This window comes from Halomonas ramblicola (assembly GCF_030409215.1).
GTDB lineage: Bacteria > Pseudomonadota > Gammaproteobacteria > Pseudomonadales > Halomonadaceae > Halomonas > Halomonas ramblicola.
Genome location: NZ_JAUFPL010000028.1, coordinates 385,715 through 399,276, shown reverse-complemented (window position 1 = coordinate 399,276; position 13,562 = coordinate 385,715). Strand labels below are relative to the sequence as shown.

Sequence of the window (13,562 nt, the reverse complement as noted above, 5' to 3'; positions counted from 1 at the left end):
TGGCATACTGCCGGCAGTTACAGCCCTGCCGTATCGCGGATCAGCCTGAACAGCTTGCGGGCGCTGGCCGGGGGCTTGCCCCGCTCGCGTTCGCGCCGGGCATTGCGGATCAGCTGGCGCAGTGCCTGGCGGTCGACGTCGGGATGGTCGGCGATGAAGGCCTCCAGGGCACCGTCGCCTTCCTCGAGCAGGCGGTCGCGCCAGGCCTCGAGACGGTGGAAGGCGTGGTCCCGGCGCAGCTGCTCCTGTTCGAGCTCGTCGAGCACCGCCAGGATGGCCGCGAGGTCCTCGCGTCGCATCAGCTTGCCGACGTACTGCATGTGACGTCGGCGGGCCTCGTGGGCGCGGAGGCGGCCGCTCTCCTCGACGGCGGCGAGCAGGTCGTCGGAGAGGGGGAAGCGGGCGCGCTCGGCGGGGCTCATGGCGATGAGCCGCTCGCCCAGGGCCTGGAGCGCGTGCATCTCGCGCTTGAGCTGGGACTTGCTGGGACGCTCGTCGTCCGGCTGCTGGAGGATCTGGGCGAGCAGCTCGCGAGGGGATTGCTGGGACATGCCGCTTCCATGGTCGAGACTGTTAGGGTCCTAGAGTATACCAGCCCGCCTCCCCGGGCTGACGAGGAAGATCACAAGCCGCCGGCCCGCGGGCCGGCCGAAGGAGAGAGAGATGACACAGGCATTCGATGCCGCCGCCCAGCAGTCGCTGCTGGAGTCCCGTTCCCGCATGGCCCTCGAGCTGGCCCGCCGGCTGGGGGCCGACGCCTGCGAGGTGGGGGCCAGCGTCGACCAGGGCATGGGGGTGAGCGTGCGCGAGGGCGAGGTGGAGACCGTGGAGCTCTCCCGCGACCAGGGCATCGCGGTGACCGTCTATCTGGGCACCCGCAAGGGGAGTGCCTCCTCCACCGACGCTGGCGAGGCGTCGATTCGCGCCGTAGTGGAGAAGGCCGTCGCCATCGCCCGTCACACCGGCGAGGACCCGGCGGCGGGCCTGGCCGACGCCGCGCTGATGGCCACCGAGCTGCCGGACCTCGACGTCCACCATCCCTGGGCACTGACCACCGAGCAGGCCATCGAGCTGGCGCTGGCCTGTGAAGCGGCCGGGCGCGGCCGTGCGGGCATCAAGAGCTCCGACGGGGCCTCGCTGTCCAGCGGCGAGGGGGTGCGGGTCTACGCCAACAGCCACGGCTTCCTGGGCAGCCAGCGCGGCAGCCGCCACTCCTTCTCCTGCATGCTGATCGCCGAGGACGAGGCTGGCATGCAGCGTGACTACGACTATACCAGTGCCCGGAATCCCCGCGACTTGCTGACCCCGGAGCGGGTCGGCGAGAGCGCCGCCGAGCGTACCCTGCGCCGCCTGGGCGCACGCCGCCCGGCCACCGGGCGCCTGCCGGTGCTCTTCGACCCCAGCCTGGCCGCGGGGCTGGTGGGCTCGCTGATGGGCGCCATCGCCGGCGGCAACCTCTATCGCCAGGCCTCCTTCCTCTGCGACCGGCTCGGCGATTCCCTCTTCCCCGAGTGGTTCGGTCTCCAGGAACGGCCCATGGAGGTGGGGGCCATGGCCAGCTCGCCCTTCGACAACGACGGCGTCCAGACCCGCGACAACGTCTTCATCGAGGACGGCCGCCTGGCCAGTTACATGCTCTCGGCCTACAGCGCCCGGCGCCTGGGCATGCAGACCACCGCCAACGCCGGCGGCGCCCGCAACCTGCGCCTCGCCGCACCGCTGGTTCCCCGCGACGAGCTGCTGGCACGCATGGGGCGCGGCGTGGTGGTCACCGAACTGATGGGGCAGGGCGTCAACGCCGTGACCGGCGACTACTCCCGTGGCGCCGCCGGTTTCTGGGTGGAGGACGGCGAGGTCCAGTATCCGGTGGAGGAGTTCACCATCGCCGGCAACCTGGAGGCGATGTACCGCGGCCTGGCCGGCGTCGGCAGCGACACCGACACCCGCGGCAGCATCCATACCGGCAGCTGGCTGATCGACGAGATGACCGTGGCGGGCGGCTAGGCATCCTCCTCGAAGCGTGCCTCGAACAGCGCCTGTATGGCGTCCAGGGCCGCCTCGGCGTCCTCGCCCTCGGCGGTGATGGTGAGCTCGGTGCCGCAGGGCGCGGCGAGCATCAGCAGCGACATGATGTTGGCGGCATCGCCTTTGTGGCCGTCGTTGGCCACGGTGATGCGGGCGTCGAAGGGCTGGCAGCACTGCACCAGCTTGGTGGCGGCACGGGCGTGCAGGCCGCGCCTGTTGGTGAGGGTGAGCTTGCGTTGCGGCACGCGTCAGGTTCCTTGACCGGGTGATGCAGGATCCGCCTCCTCCGGCGGGTGGGGCAGGGTGTCGTGGATGCCCAGCTCGCGGTGGCGTAGCCGGACGTGGGGGTAGTGTTCCGTCATGCGGCCGGCCAGGCGCTCGGCGAGGAACACCGAGCGATGCTGACCGCCGGTGCAGCCGATGGCCACGGTGAGGTAGCTGCGGTGGCTGGCCAGGTAGCTGGGCAACCAGCGCTCCAGCCAGCCGAGGATGTCGTCGAGCATCGCCTCGACCACCGGGTAGCCCTCCAGGAAGGCGATGATCTCGGGGTCACGACCGGTGAAGGCGCGCAGCCGGGGGTCCCAGTAGGGATTGGGCAGGCAGCGGGCGTCGAACACCAGGTCGGCGTCCAGCGGCACGCCACGCTTGAAGCCGAAGGACTCCACGGTCAGGGTCAGCTGATCGGGGTCGCGGAGGGCCACCTGGTCGCCGATGCGCCGGCGCAGCTCGTGCACCGAGAGCCGCGAGGTGTCGATCACCAGGTCGGCCAGGTCGCGGATGTCGGCCAGGGCCTGCTCCTCGGAGTCGATGGCCTCGGCCAGGGTCATCTCGCTGTCGCGGGTCAACGGATGGCGCCGCCGGGTGGCCGAGTAGCGCTCGATCAGGATGCGGGCGTCGGTGGTCAGGTAGATCACCTGGCAGGCGATGCCCCGGCCGCGGACCTCCTCCAGCAGACTGGGGAAGCGCAGCAGCGCCTGGGGCAGGTTGCGGGCGTCGATGCTCACGGCGATCGAGGAGCGTGGCGACTCCGAGCTGCCCAGCTCGTCGACCAGCGAGCCGAGCAGCATGGCCGGCAGGTTGTCGATGGCGTAGTAGCCGAGGTCCTCCAGGGCCTGCAGCGCGATCGACTTGCCCGAGCCGGAACGGCCGCTGATGATCACGAGCTGCATGAGGGTCTCCTGGTCGTCGTCTGGCCGGGCGGCCCGCAAGGCCTCAGCCCTGTCGTCGGATCGCCTCGATGAGTCGTTCGTGGAGCTCGCGCTGGCTCTCGCTCCTGCGCAGCCGGCCGCGGGTCTCGGCGTCGTTCATCACGCCCGCCACCTGGGCCAGCAGGGCCAGGTGGGCGTCGTCGGCCTCTTCGGGCACCAGCAGCACGAAGATCAGGTCCACCGGTTCGCCGTCGATGGCGTCGAAGTCGACCGGCTCGACGAGCTTCAGGAAGCCGGCGATGGGCCCCTTGCAATGCGGGCTTCGCGCATGGGGGATGGCCACGCCGTTGCCGATGCCGGTGCTGCCGAGTCGCTCCCGGGCGATGAGCCGACCGAAGACCTCCTGGCTGTCGAGGCTGGGGGTGTTCTGGGCGATGAAGGTGCTGAAGAATTCCAGCACCCGCTTCTTGCTCCCCCCGGGCACGCCGAAGAGGGTTCGCTCGGGGGGCAGGATGGCTTCCAGAGTCATGGCGGGATCAGCGGGCGCCAGCGCCCTGGGCGCGGGCCTGGGCCTTCTCCTTGTGCTTGACCAGCTGGCGATCCAGCTTGTCGGCGAGGGCGTCGATGGCGGCGTACATATCGCCATCCTGAGCCTCGGCATGCAGGTCGGCACCGGCGGCATGCAGGGTGCAGGCGGCCTGCTGACGTTCCTTCTCCACGGAGAGGGTCACCTGCACGTTGGTGATGTTGTCGTAGTGGCGCTCCACACGGGTGAGCTTCTCGTTCACATAGTCACGCAGCGGGTCGGTCAGGTCGACGTGATGGCCGGTGATGTTGACTTGCATGACACGCTCCTTGCTCTGGCGGGTGGTGATTCGATTGTAACCCTTTTTACTGCCTTGCCTACCCCTCTCGGCGCTCGGGGCGCGTCGACCTTCAACGTAGCCGCTTGCGCTCGCTGGAGGAGGGGATGCCCAGGGCCTCGCGGGTGAACTATGGAGAGCGGCCACCGTGCGGCGCTTCCCTGTCACCGAAGCCGCTTGCGTTCGCTGGAGGAGGGGATGCCCAGGGCCTCGCGGGTGAACTTTGGAGAGCGGCCACCGTGCGGCGCTTTCCTTCACCGAAGCCGCTTGCGCTCGCTGGAGGAGGGGATGCCCAGGGCCTCGCGGTACTTGGCCACGGTGCGGCGCGCCACCTTGATACCGGCCTCGTCGAGCAGGGTCACCAGCTTGCTGTCGGAGAGCGGCTTGCGCGGGGCTTCCTCCTGGATCAGCTTGCGGATGCGGGCGCGGATGGCGGTGCTGGAGTGGGCGTCGCCCTCGCCTTCGCCGCCGCCCACCTGGCTGGAGAAGAAGTACTTCAGCTCGAACACCCCGCGGGGGGTGTGGATGTACTTCTGGGTGGTGACCCGCGAGATGGTCGACTCGTGCATCTCCACGACCTGGGCGATGTCGGCCAGGATCAGCGGTTTCATGGCCTCCTCGCCCCGCTCCAGGAAATCGAGCTGGCGGGCCATGATCTCGCGGCCGACCCGCAGCAGGGTGTCGTTGCGGCTGGCCAGGCTCTTCATCAGCCAGCGCGCCTCCTGAAGATGGTCCTTGAGGAAGCGGTTGTCGTCGCTGCGGTCGGCCCGGCGCACCAGGGCGGCGTAGTCGGGCTGGATGCGCAGGCGGGGCATCGCCTCGGGGTTGAGCTCCACGTGCCAGCCGCGGCGGTCGTGATGGGCCACCAGGTCCGGGATGACGTAGTCGGCATCGACGTTGGCGTAGGCGCTGCCGGGACGTGGATCCAGTGAGCGGACCAACTCGATCACCGTGTTCAGGGCCGTGTCGTCGAGGCCCAGGCGGCGCTTGAGCAGGCGCCGGTCGCCGCCGGCCAGGGCCTCGAGGAACTGACGCACCAGGCGGCGCGCCTGGGGCAGCAGGGGAGTGTCGTCGGGCAGGGCGGCGAGCTGCAGCATCAGGCATTCGCGCAGGTCGCGGGCGAAGACGCCGGTGGGCTCGAACTGTTGCAGGCGCAGCAGCACCTGCTCCACCTCGCGGCCACGCAGGTTGTCGAGCCCCTGGGCCCTGAGCCCGTCGCGGATCTCGTCGAGGGGCTGGGCCAGGTAGCCGGCGGGGTCCACGGCGTCGATCAGGCTCTCGGCGATCTGCCGTTCCCGTCCCTCCAGGTCGGTCATGGCCAGTTGCCAGGCCAGGTGGCCGTGGAGACTCTGGCCCTCGGCCTGACGTTCGAAGTCGGGGCCCTCGGTGCCACCGGCGGGGGTGCCCAGGTCCTGGTAGGTGTCGGACCAGTCGCTGTCGGTGGCCAGTTCACCGGGGATCTCGCTGGCCCACTCCTCCTCGGGGGAATCGCCGACCGCCTGCTCGCCGAACTCGTCGTCCAGCTCCAGCATGGGGTTGGATTCCAGCGCCTGCTGGATCTCCTGGCGGAGGTCGAGGGTGGAGAGCTGCAGCAGGGCGATGGCCTGCTGCAGCTGGGGCGTCATGGTCAGCTGGGTACCGACACGCAGTTGCAGGGAAGCCTTCATGGCCATGAGCGCGGTTCTCTCGACTCATCGAAAGGCTTCACCCTAGCCCCTGCCATCGGGTCTTGCAAGCCTGATTTTTGCAACAATCGTGCCATCGGCAATCTTCATGCCGTCGCGTAATAACGACATGGATATCAGTGGATTGCGGTTAGAGGCGGAAGTCCTCGCCCAGGTAGACCTCGCGGACCTTCTGGTTGGCGAGGATCGACTCGGCGTCGCCTTCGGCGATGAGCCTGCCGTCACCGACGATGTAGGCGGTATCGCAGATGTCGAGGGTCTCGCGGACGTTGTGGTCGGTGATCAGCACGCCGATGTCGCGGGCCCTGAGCTGGCGGATGATGCCCTTGATCTCGCCCACCGAGATGGGGTCGACGCCGGCGAAGGGTTCGTCGAGCAGGATGAAGGCGGGCTCCGTCGCCAGGGCCCTGGCGATCTCGACCCGCCGCCGTTCGCCGCCCGAGAGGCTCATCCCCGGGTTGTCGCGGATATGGGTGACGTGGAACTCCTCGAGCAGCTGCTCGAGGCGTGCCCGGCGCGCCTCGCGATCGAGGTCGCGGCGGGTCTCGAGGATCGCCATGATGTTGTCGGCCACCGACAGCTTGCGGAAGATCGAGGCCTCCTGGGGGAGGTAGCCGATGCCCGCCCGGGCGCGTTCGTGCATGGCCGCCCGCGACAGGTCGCGGTCGTCGATGGCCACCTCGCCGGCGTCGGCGCGCACCAGCCCGACGATCATGTAGAAGGAGGTGGTCTTGCCGGCACCGTTGGGGCCCAGCAGGCCGACGATACTGCCCTGGCGGATGGTGAGGCTGATGTCCTGCACCACCCGGCGACGCTTGTAGCTCTTGGCCAGATGACGGGCGTGGAGGGTCTTCATGGGGGCCTTACTGCTCCTGCTCGGGCTGTAGGGTCATGCGGATGCGCTGGCGTCCCTCGACGCCCTCGGCCTCGGACCTGGCCTGCACCACGCGGCGGTCGAGGAAGTACTCGAGATAGCCGCCATCGAAGGTATCGCCGCCCTGGTGGAGTTCGGCGCGGTCGATCAGCTCCACCCGGCGCTCGGCGACGTGGTAGACGACGGTGTGTCCCCAGCCGCGCACCACCGGTTCGTCGGGAGCGGGTTGTTGCTCGAGGTAGGCGCGCTCGCCGGTGGCCACGGCACGGGAGAGTTCGCCGGTGTCGTTGCGGTGGATCTCCACCCGGTCGCCGGTGAGACGCATGCTGCCCTGGCGGATGTCCACGTCGCCGGTGTAGACGGCGGTGCCGGCGCGGTCGTCCAGGTCCAGGCGGTCGGCCTCCACCTCGATGGGCGCCTCGGCGTCGCGGTTCTGGGCCTGGGCCAGGGGGATGGTGGCCAGGAACAGCAGCAGCGCCAGGCTGAGCAGAGGGACAAGTGGCTTGCGCGTCATGACTCGGGCTCCTCTCGGGTCTCGGGCGGGTGGTGGCCGTGCACATTGTCGGTCAGACGGGCCCGGTTGTCATGGAGCCAGGCGTCGAAGCGCTCGCCGCGCATGCGCTGCGGCGGCTGGCGCAGCAGCGCCGGCGTCTCGCTCCAGGCGTGGCCGTCGTCGGCATCGTAGTGGAGCTCCTCGGTGTCCAGTCGCCAGCGCTCCTCGGGGGCCTCGAGCTGGGCGTCGCCGGTCAGCACCAGGGGATTGCCGCCCGGGCCGAGCTCGCCGCTGTCGGCCTCGGCCAGCCACAGACGACCGCCGTCGTCGACCAGGCGCGCCACCGGCTCCGTGAGCCGGGTGACGTCGTCGTGGGGGGTGTGCACCAGGCGTGGCGTATCGACACGCTGGTGGGCAAGCCCCGCGGCGTCGAAGCGTGTCAGCCGTGCACCCTCCAGATAGAAGTCGGGCTCCCCCGCCGCATCCTGGGGCACCGGGCCGGGCTCCCGGACGCTACGGGTGTCGAGCAGGGCGAGCCCACCGCCGAGCGCCACCAGCAGCAGGAACAGCCAGACCCGGAAGGAGGGGCGGGGCAGTGCCATGGGATCAGCGGGTCCCGTGCAGGTAGGTGTCGAGCACGGCGTCCCAGTGGCCCTGAGCGCGCAGCAGGGTGTCGCAGATCTCGCGCACCGCGCCGTGGCCGCCGGCCCGCTCGGTGACCCAGTCGGCGTGGCCCTGGATGTAGTCCGGGGCGCCGGGCACGCTGATGCCGATGCCGGCGCGCTTGATGGCGCCCACGTCGGGCATGTCGTCGCCACAGTAGGCCACCTGGTCGAACTCCAGGCCCAGGCGGGCGCAGAGGTCGCGCAGCACCGGCAGCTTCTTCTCCACGCCCTGGAAGACGTGCTCGATGCCCAGCGCGGCGGCGCGGCGGCTCACCGTGGAGGAGTCGCGGCCGGTGATCAGGGCGACCTGGAAGCCGGCGCGCTTGAGCAGCTTGAGGCCGTGGCCGTCCTGGACGTTGAAGGCCTTGATCTCGATGCCATCGGCCTGGAAGTAGAGCTGGCCGTCGGTGAGCACGCCGTCCACGTCCAGCGCCAGCAGGCGGATGCGGCGCAGGCGGTCGGTGAGCTGGGGATCCTGCAGGGGGGTGGTCTGGGTCATGGGGGCTCCGGATGGGTGAGGGTCAGATCACGCCGCTGGCCAGCAGGTCGTGCATGTGCAGGGCGCCCACCGGGCGCCCCGTCGCGTCGACCACGGCCAGGGCGGAGATGCGGTGGTCTTCCATGAGGCGTACCGCCTCGGCGGCCAGCATGTCCGGGGAGACCCGCTTGCCGGGGCGGGTCATGACGTCGTCGACCGTCAGGCCCGAAAGGTCGCTGTGCTGGTCCAGGGTGCGGCGCAGGTCGCCGTCGGTATAGACCCCGGCCAGGCGTCCGTCGGTGTCCACCACGCAAGTGAAGCCGAGGCCCTGGCGGGTGATCTCCAGCAGGGCGTCGCGCAGCGGGCTGCCCAGCGGCACCCGGGGTAGCCGGCTGCCCTGGTGCATCAGGTCGCCGACGCGCAGCAGCAGCCGCTTGCCGAGGCTACCGCCGGGGTGCGAGAGGGCGAAGTCCTCGGCGGTGAAGCCGCGGCACTCCAGCAGCGCCACGGCCAGGGCATCGCCCAGGGCCAGGGAGGCGGTGGTGGAGGAGGTGGGCGCCAGGTCCAGGGGGCAGGCCTCGCGCTCGACCGCGGCGTCGAGGTGCGCCTCGGCGTGGCGGGCCAGGGTCGAGGCGGGGCGCCCGGTCATGCTGATCAACGGCACGCCCATGCGCTTGAGCAGCGGCAGCAGGGCGGTGACCTCGGCGGTCTCGCCGGAATTGGAGAGCGCCAGCACCACGTCGCCGGGGGTGATCATGCCCAGGTCGCCGTGGCTCGCCTCGCCGGGATGGACGAAGAAGGCCGGGGTGCCGGTGCTGGCCAGGGTGGCGGCGATCTTGCCGGCAATATGCCCGGACTTGCCCATGCCGGTGACCACCACCCGGCCGCGACAGGCCAGGATCAAGTCGCAGGCGCGGTCGAAGGCCTCGTCGAGGCGCTCGATCAGGGCGCCGACGGCCTGCTGCTCCAGGGTCAGGGTGCGCCGGGCGCTAGCACGCAGCCGGGAGGGGGAGGGCGCGGTCGTGTCTCGGTTCATGGCGATGATTGTTGCCTGTTGCGTGGGTTCACTCAAGGGGCGGCGGCGAGGCTTGCCATGCCGAGCCAGCCCAGATAGCCGAAGTAGGCCAGCGCCAGCAGCAGGCCGGGCAGCCGCCCCAGGTGCCCGTAGCGATGCCAGAGCAGCAGGGCGCCCAACGCCAGCGTCAGGCCCAGCATGACCGGATAGTCGCGCCCGCCGGCCGCGGGATCGGCGGTGCCCGGCGCGAGCAGCCCGGGGATCGGCAGCACCGCCAGCAGGTTGAAGAGATTGGAGCCGATGACGTTGCCGATGGCCAGGTCGTGATGGCGCTTCAGGGCGCTGGCCACGCAGGCGGCCAGCTCGGGCAGGCTGGTGCCGATGGCCACGATGGTCAGGCCGATGACCAGCTCGCTGATACCGAGGTCGCGGGCCAGCTCGCTGGCGCCCCACACCAGGCCGCGGGAGCCCGCCACCATGATCGCCAGGGTGATGGTCAGCCACAGCAGGGCCCTGGGCAGGGCCAGGTCGGGGATCTCGCCGGCCACCTCCTCCTCGGCGTCGGGGGTGTCGGCGCGGAACAGCCACCACAGGCTGAAGCCGAGCAGCAGCAGCAGCAGCAGGGCGTCGAGCCGGCCCAGGTGGCCGTTGGCCAGGGCATAGCCCGCCAGGCCGGTGGCGCCGAGCAGCAGGGGCAATTCGCGACGCACGATGGAGAAGCGCACCGGGATGGGCACCACCAGGGCGGTAATGCCCAGCACCAGGCCGATGTTGGCGATGTTCGAGCCCAGGGCGTTGCCGGTGGCCAGGTTGGGGATGCCGTCCAGGGAGGCCATCAGCGACACCACGATCTCGGGGGCAGAGGTGCCCAGGGCGACGATGGTCATGCCCACCAGCATGGTACTCATGCCGGCGCGGCGGGCGGTGGCCGCCGCCGCACCGACGAAGCGGTCGGCGCTCCACAGCAGGGCACAGAGCCCCAGCAGCACGGCGATCAGGGGAAGGAGCATGGGCCTCGGAGAGTCGGCGGGTTCGTGGGGGCGCCCATTTAACGTCCTCGCCCTCCCCAGTGCAAGCCGGTGTGGCCCGGGCTGGCGCCGTCACGGCCGGTTAGGATACGATGTTCGATAATTTTCCGGGGATGATGAGCCGATGAGTGACACTCCCTTCGTGGCGGTGGAGGGGCTGCATTTCGCGCGGGGCGACAAGGATATCTTCCGTGGCGTCGACCTGGCGATCCCGCGCGGCGGCATCACCGCCATCATGGGCCCCAGCGGCTCCGGCAAGACGACCCTGCTCAAGCTGGTCGGCGGGCAGCTCACTCCCGATGCCGGCCGGGTGCTGTTCGATGGCCGGGACGTGCATCGCCAGTCGCGCAAGGCGTTGTTCGCCATGCGCCGGCGCATGGGCATGCTGTTCCAGAGCGGGGCGCTGTTCTCCGACCTGGACGTCTTCGAGAACGTCGCCTTCCCGTTGCGGGTGCACACCGACCTGCCCGGCGCCATGGTCCGCGACCTGGTGCTGATGAAACTGGAGGCGGTGGGCCTGCGCGGCGCCCGCGACATGCTGCCCGCAGAGCTCTCCGGCGGCATGGCTCGGCGGGTGGCGCTGGCCCGGGCGATCGCCCTGGATCCCGAGTTGATCCTCTACGACGAGCCCTTCGTCGGCCAGGATCCGATCTCCATGGGCGTGCTGGTGCAGTTGATCAAGCGACTCAACCAGGCGCTGGGGCTGACATCGGTGATCGTGTCCCACGACATCAAGGAGACGCTGACCATTGCCGACTACGTCTATGTGATCGCCGACGGCCAGGTGATGGCCCACGGCACGCCGCAGGGCCTCGACGTGGACCGGGACCCGCGGGTCAGTCAGTTCGTCCACGGCGAACCGGACGGCCCGGTGCCCTTCCACTACCCGGCGGTGGACTACTTCACCGATATCCTGAGCAGCGGAGGTGGTCGATGATGTCGCGAGTCCTGCGCCTGGGGCGCTTCGGCTGCGAGCTCTTCGAGGCGCTGGGGCGGGCCGGCATCTTCCTCGCCCAGTCGGCGGTGGGCCTGCCCAGCCGCGAGGGTTGGTACCTGTGGCTGCGCCAGATGCACTTCGTCGGCGTGCTGTCGCTGGCCATCGTGCTGGTGTCGGGGCTGTTCATCGGCATGGTGCTTGCCCTGCAGGGCTATACCATCCTGGTCGACTTCGGCGCCGAGCAGGCGCTGGGCCAGATGGTGGCGCTGTCGCTGCTGCGCGAGCTGGCGCCGGTGGTGGCGGCGCTGCTGTTCGCCGGCCGGGCGGGCTCGGCGTTGACCGCCGAGATCGGCCTGATGAAGGCCACCGAGCAGCTCTCCAGCATGGAGATGATCGGCGTCGACCCGCTGCGCCGGGTGGTGGCGCCGCGCCTGTGGGCCGGCTTCGTGGCGCTGCCGCTGCTCACCGTGGGGTTCAGCGTGGTGGGCATCTACGGTGGCTACCTGGTCGGTGTCGACTGGCTCGGCGGCTTCGCGGGTTCCTACTGGGGGAACATGCAGGCCAGCGTCGAGTTCGTGGCCGATGTGGGCAACGGCATGGTCAAGAGCCTGGTGTTCGCCCTGGTGGTGACCTGGATCGCGGTGTTCCAGGGCTACGATCTGGTGCCCACCTCGGAGGGCATCTCCCGGGCCACCACCCGTACGGTGGTCTACTCCTCCCTGGCCGTGCTCGGCCTCGATTTCGTGCTGACCGCCGTGATGTTTGGCGGCCTGGCCTGAGTGGATGTTCGGAGACATGCGATGAAACGCAGCAAGACGATGGAGCTGGGGGTGGGGCTGTTCATGCTCGCCGGTATCCTCGGCCTGGTGTTCCTCGGCCTGAGGGTCAGCGGCCTGACCCTGGAGGCGCCGGGAGAGACCTTCCGCCTGGAGGCCAACTTCGCCAATATCGGCGGGCTCAAGCCCCGTGCCCGGGTCACCATGGCCGGGGTGACCGTGGGGCGGGTGGCGGCCATCGACCTCGACACCGACTGGTACGACGCCCGGGTGGTGCTCGAGCTGGATGCCGACCTGGAGGACCAGCTGCCCCGCGACACCACGGCGGCGATCCTCACCGCCGGCCTGCTCGGCGAGCAGTACGTCGGCCTGTCGGTGGGCGGCGACCCCGAGACCCTGGCCGACGGTGACAGCCTCCGCGATACCCAGTCGGCCATCGTGCTGGAAGAACTCATCCAGCAGTTCGTGTCCAACATGGTCAGCGACTGAGGCCATCGCTGCGGCCATCCCGATGATTCCTGACAAGGAGACGTTGACAATGACCCGGTCAATCCAAGCCTTCCCTGCGCTGTGCCTCGCCGTGCTGCTGGCGCTGCTCTCGTTGCCGGCCCTGGCGGCCCCCGAGCGCCCCCCCGAGCAGGTGATCCGCGACAGCGTCGAGACGCTCACCGGCCAGATCGAGGGGCGGCGCGATCACTTCGCCGAGCATCCCGACGAGCTCGAGGCGCTGGTGGACGCCAGCCTCGCCGATATCGCCGACTTCCGCTACATCGGCGCCAGCGTGATGGGGCGCTACTTCGGCAATGCCACGCCCCAGCAGCGCTCGCGCTTCGTCGACACCTTCCGCCAGACGCTGATCGATACCTATGCCAAGGGGCTGGTGACCTTCGATTACCGCGAGCTGCGCGTCCTCGACGCCCAGGGGCCCCGGCGTCACGAGGATCAGGCCAGCGTGGAGATGGAGGTGGTCGCCGAGGACGGCAGCGTCTACCCGGTGAGCTACAGCCTGCGCCTCTCCGACGACCGCTGGAAGGTGGTCAATGTCATCGTCAACGGCATCAACCTGGGCCTGACCTTCCGCAACCAGTTCGACCAGGCCATGCGCGACAACGGCCGTGACTACGACGCCGTGATCGATGGCTGGGCCCCCGAGGTGGGCGTCGAGACCCTGGAGGAGGGCGCCTGATGCCCCTGCTGTCACGCGCCGGTGCCACCCTGGAGGCGGACGGAGCGGCCCTGGTGGTGCATGGTGAGGTGGGCTTCGAGGTCGCCGCGGAACTGGCCGAGGAGGGCGTCGCCTGGCTGCGTGGGCGGCCGGGTGGCTCCGGCGTGGCCTTCGACCTGAGCGGGGTGGCGGGCGTCAGCAGTGCCGCGCTCTCCGTGCTGCTGGAGTGGACCCGCACCGCCCGGGCCGCCGATCTGCGCCTCGAAGCGGTGCGCCTCTCCCCGGCCCTGGGGCGGCTAACCGACCTGGCCGGCCTCGACCGCCTGCTGCCCCTGGCCGCCTGAGCCGCCGGCATCGCCAAGCGCGGCGCTTTTCATTACCATGGGGCCTTTCCCGTTTCGTGCCACCGG

General features: G+C 70.0%; 18 protein-coding genes. 6 read left to right on the top strand and 12 right to left on the bottom strand.

The annotated features are described in order from the left end of the window. Positions 1-17: 17 nt before the first annotated feature. A complete protein-coding gene (gene yjgA, locus QWY80_RS12920; protein ID WP_290232111.1) occupies positions 18-551 on the bottom strand; it encodes a ribosome biogenesis factor YjgA in 534 nt (177 codons plus the stop codon). Between the two features lie 112 nt (positions 552-663). Here yjgA and pmbA point away from each other — a divergent pair, with 112 nt between their 5' ends. After that, the gene (gene pmbA, locus QWY80_RS12915; protein ID WP_290232108.1) at positions 664-2,004 is read left to right on the top strand and encodes a metalloprotease PmbA; all 1,341 of its coding nucleotides are present in this window, start codon (positions 664-666) and stop codon (positions 2,002-2,004) included. Here pmbA and QWY80_RS12910 read toward each other — a convergent pair. From QWY80_RS12910 to QWY80_RS12860, 11 genes are all read right to left on the bottom strand, one after another. Next, positions 2,001-2,270: an HPr family phosphocarrier protein gene (locus QWY80_RS12910; protein ID WP_290232106.1), complete on the bottom strand. Its 270-nt coding sequence runs from the start codon at positions 2,268-2,270 to the stop codon at positions 2,001-2,003. The two genes, pmbA and QWY80_RS12910, sit on opposite strands and share 4 nt — an antisense overlap. A 3-nt stretch (positions 2,271-2,273) precedes the next feature. Next, a complete protein-coding gene (gene rapZ / locus QWY80_RS12905; protein ID WP_290232104.1) occupies positions 2,274-3,194 on the bottom strand; it encodes an RNase adapter RapZ in 921 nt (306 codons plus the stop codon). A gap of 43 nt (positions 3,195-3,237) precedes the next feature. After that, on the bottom strand, positions 3,238-3,702 hold the full coding sequence (gene ptsN / locus QWY80_RS12900) for a PTS IIA-like nitrogen regulatory protein PtsN (protein WP_290232102.1): 465 nt from the start codon (positions 3,700-3,702) through the stop codon (positions 3,238-3,240). Positions 3,703-3,709: 7 nt separating this feature from the next. Then, a complete protein-coding gene (gene hpf / locus QWY80_RS12895; protein ID WP_290232100.1) occupies positions 3,710-4,018 on the bottom strand; it encodes a ribosome hibernation-promoting factor, HPF/YfiA family in 309 nt (102 codons plus the stop codon). Between the two features lie 272 nt (positions 4,019-4,290). Further along, positions 4,291-5,709 (bottom strand): RNA polymerase factor sigma-54, encoded by a 1,419-nt coding sequence (locus QWY80_RS12890; protein ID WP_290232098.1) that lies wholly within the window; start codon positions 5,707-5,709, stop codon positions 4,291-4,293. Positions 5,710-5,851: 142 nt separating this feature from the next. Continuing rightward, positions 5,852-6,577, bottom strand: coding sequence for an LPS export ABC transporter ATP-binding protein (gene lptB / locus QWY80_RS12885; RefSeq protein ID WP_290232096.1), 726 nt, complete (start codon positions 6,575-6,577; stop codon positions 5,852-5,854). 7 nt (positions 6,578-6,584) lie between these two features. Beyond that, positions 6,585-7,109 (bottom strand): lipopolysaccharide transport periplasmic protein LptA, encoded by a 525-nt coding sequence (gene lptA, locus QWY80_RS12880; protein ID WP_290232094.1) that lies wholly within the window; start codon positions 7,107-7,109, stop codon positions 6,585-6,587. Continuing rightward, positions 7,106-7,690 carry an LPS export ABC transporter periplasmic protein LptC gene (gene lptC / locus QWY80_RS12875; protein ID WP_290232091.1) on the bottom strand — a complete coding sequence of 195 codons (585 nt, stop codon included), beginning with the start codon at positions 7,688-7,690 and terminating at the stop codon, positions 7,106-7,108. Before lptC ends, lptA begins: the two co-directional genes overlap by 4 nt. Before the next feature lie 4 nt (positions 7,691-7,694). Further along, a complete protein-coding gene (locus tag QWY80_RS12870) occupies positions 7,695-8,252 on the bottom strand; it encodes a KdsC family phosphatase (RefSeq protein WP_290232090.1) in 558 nt (185 codons plus the stop codon). A gap of 22 nt (positions 8,253-8,274) precedes the next feature. Beyond that, positions 8,275-9,267 carry a KpsF/GutQ family sugar-phosphate isomerase gene (locus tag QWY80_RS12865; RefSeq protein ID WP_290232088.1) on the bottom strand — a complete coding sequence of 331 codons (993 nt, stop codon included), beginning with the start codon at positions 9,265-9,267 and terminating at the stop codon, positions 8,275-8,277. 32 nt (positions 9,268-9,299) lie between these two features. Further along, positions 9,300-10,256, bottom strand: a complete 957-nt coding sequence (locus QWY80_RS12860) for a calcium/sodium antiporter (RefSeq protein WP_290232086.1) — start codon at positions 10,254-10,256, stop codon at positions 9,300-9,302. Positions 10,257-10,398: 142 nt separating this feature from the next. Between QWY80_RS12860 and QWY80_RS12855 the strand changes: the two genes are divergently transcribed. Genes QWY80_RS12855 through QWY80_RS12835 form a run of 5 tightly spaced genes read left to right on the top strand, consistent with a single transcriptional unit; the run spans position 10,399 to position 13,496 of the window. After that, positions 10,399-11,211 (top strand): ABC transporter ATP-binding protein, encoded by an 813-nt coding sequence (locus tag QWY80_RS12855; protein WP_290232085.1) that lies wholly within the window; start codon positions 10,399-10,401, stop codon positions 11,209-11,211. After that, a complete protein-coding gene (mlaE, locus tag QWY80_RS12850) occupies positions 11,208-11,990 on the top strand; it encodes a lipid asymmetry maintenance ABC transporter permease subunit MlaE (RefSeq protein WP_290232082.1) in 783 nt (260 codons plus the stop codon). Before QWY80_RS12855 ends, mlaE begins: the two co-directional genes overlap by 4 nt. Positions 11,991-12,011: 21 nt before the next feature. Next, positions 12,012-12,476: an outer membrane lipid asymmetry maintenance protein MlaD gene (gene mlaD / locus QWY80_RS12845; RefSeq protein ID WP_290232080.1), complete on the top strand. Its 465-nt coding sequence runs from the start codon at positions 12,012-12,014 to the stop codon at positions 12,474-12,476. A 49-nt stretch (positions 12,477-12,525) separates the two neighbouring features. After that, positions 12,526-13,173, top strand: coding sequence for an MlaC/ttg2D family ABC transporter substrate-binding protein (locus QWY80_RS12840; RefSeq protein ID WP_290232079.1), 648 nt, complete (start codon positions 12,526-12,528; stop codon positions 13,171-13,173). Beyond that, on the top strand, positions 13,173-13,496 hold the full coding sequence (locus QWY80_RS12835; protein WP_290232077.1) for an STAS domain-containing protein: 324 nt from the start codon (positions 13,173-13,175) through the stop codon (positions 13,494-13,496). The genes QWY80_RS12840 and QWY80_RS12835 overlap by 1 nt, the downstream gene beginning before the upstream one ends. The last annotated feature ends 66 nt before the right edge of the window (positions 13,497-13,562 follow it).

What these genes read in the sequence shown, in the direction of transcription:
- yjgA (WP_290232111.1), bottom strand. Translation starts at nt 551, where the DNA reads ATGTCCCAGCAATCCCCTCGCGAGCTGCTCGCCCAGATCCTCCAGCAG.
- pmbA (WP_290232108.1), top strand. Translation starts at nt 664, where the DNA reads ATGACACAGGCATTCGATGCCGCCGCCCAGCAGTCGCTGCTGGAGTCC.
- rapZ (WP_290232104.1), bottom strand. Translation starts at nt 3,194, where the DNA reads ATGCAGCTCGTGATCATCAGCGGCCGTTCCGGCTCGGGCAAGTCGATC.
- ptsN (WP_290232102.1), bottom strand. Translation starts at nt 3,702, where the DNA reads ATGACTCTGGAAGCCATCCTGCCCCCCGAGCGAACCCTCTTCGGCGTG.
- hpf (WP_290232100.1), bottom strand. Translation starts at nt 4,018, where the DNA reads ATGCAAGTCAACATCACCGGCCATCACGTCGACCTGACCGACCCGCTG.
- QWY80_RS12890 (WP_290232098.1), bottom strand. Translation starts at nt 5,709, where the DNA reads ATGGCCATGAAGGCTTCCCTGCAACTGCGTGTCGGTACCCAGCTGACC.
- lptB (WP_290232096.1), bottom strand. Translation starts at nt 6,577, where the DNA reads ATGAAGACCCTCCACGCCCGTCATCTGGCCAAGAGCTACAAGCGTCGC.
- lptA (WP_290232094.1), bottom strand. Translation starts at nt 7,109, where the DNA reads ATGACGCGCAAGCCACTTGTCCCTCTGCTCAGCCTGGCGCTGCTGCTG.
- lptC (WP_290232091.1), bottom strand. Translation starts at nt 7,690, where the DNA reads ATGGCACTGCCCCGCCCCTCCTTCCGGGTCTGGCTGTTCCTGCTGCTG.
- QWY80_RS12870 (WP_290232090.1), bottom strand. Translation starts at nt 8,252, where the DNA reads ATGACCCAGACCACCCCCCTGCAGGATCCCCAGCTCACCGACCGCCTG.
- QWY80_RS12865 (WP_290232088.1), bottom strand. Translation starts at nt 9,267, where the DNA reads ATGAACCGAGACACGACCGCGCCCTCCCCCTCCCGGCTGCGTGCTAGC.
- QWY80_RS12860 (WP_290232086.1), bottom strand. Translation starts at nt 10,256, where the DNA reads ATGCTCCTTCCCCTGATCGCCGTGCTGCTGGGGCTCTGTGCCCTGCTG.
- QWY80_RS12855 (WP_290232085.1), top strand. Translation starts at nt 10,399, where the DNA reads ATGAGTGACACTCCCTTCGTGGCGGTGGAGGGGCTGCATTTCGCGCGG.
- mlaE (WP_290232082.1), top strand. Translation starts at nt 11,208, where the DNA reads ATGATGTCGCGAGTCCTGCGCCTGGGGCGCTTCGGCTGCGAGCTCTTC.
- mlaD (WP_290232080.1), top strand. Translation starts at nt 12,012, where the DNA reads ATGAAACGCAGCAAGACGATGGAGCTGGGGGTGGGGCTGTTCATGCTC.
- QWY80_RS12840 (WP_290232079.1), top strand. Translation starts at nt 12,526, where the DNA reads ATGACCCGGTCAATCCAAGCCTTCCCTGCGCTGTGCCTCGCCGTGCTG.
- QWY80_RS12835 (WP_290232077.1), top strand. Translation starts at nt 13,173, where the DNA reads ATGCCCCTGCTGTCACGCGCCGGTGCCACCCTGGAGGCGGACGGAGCG.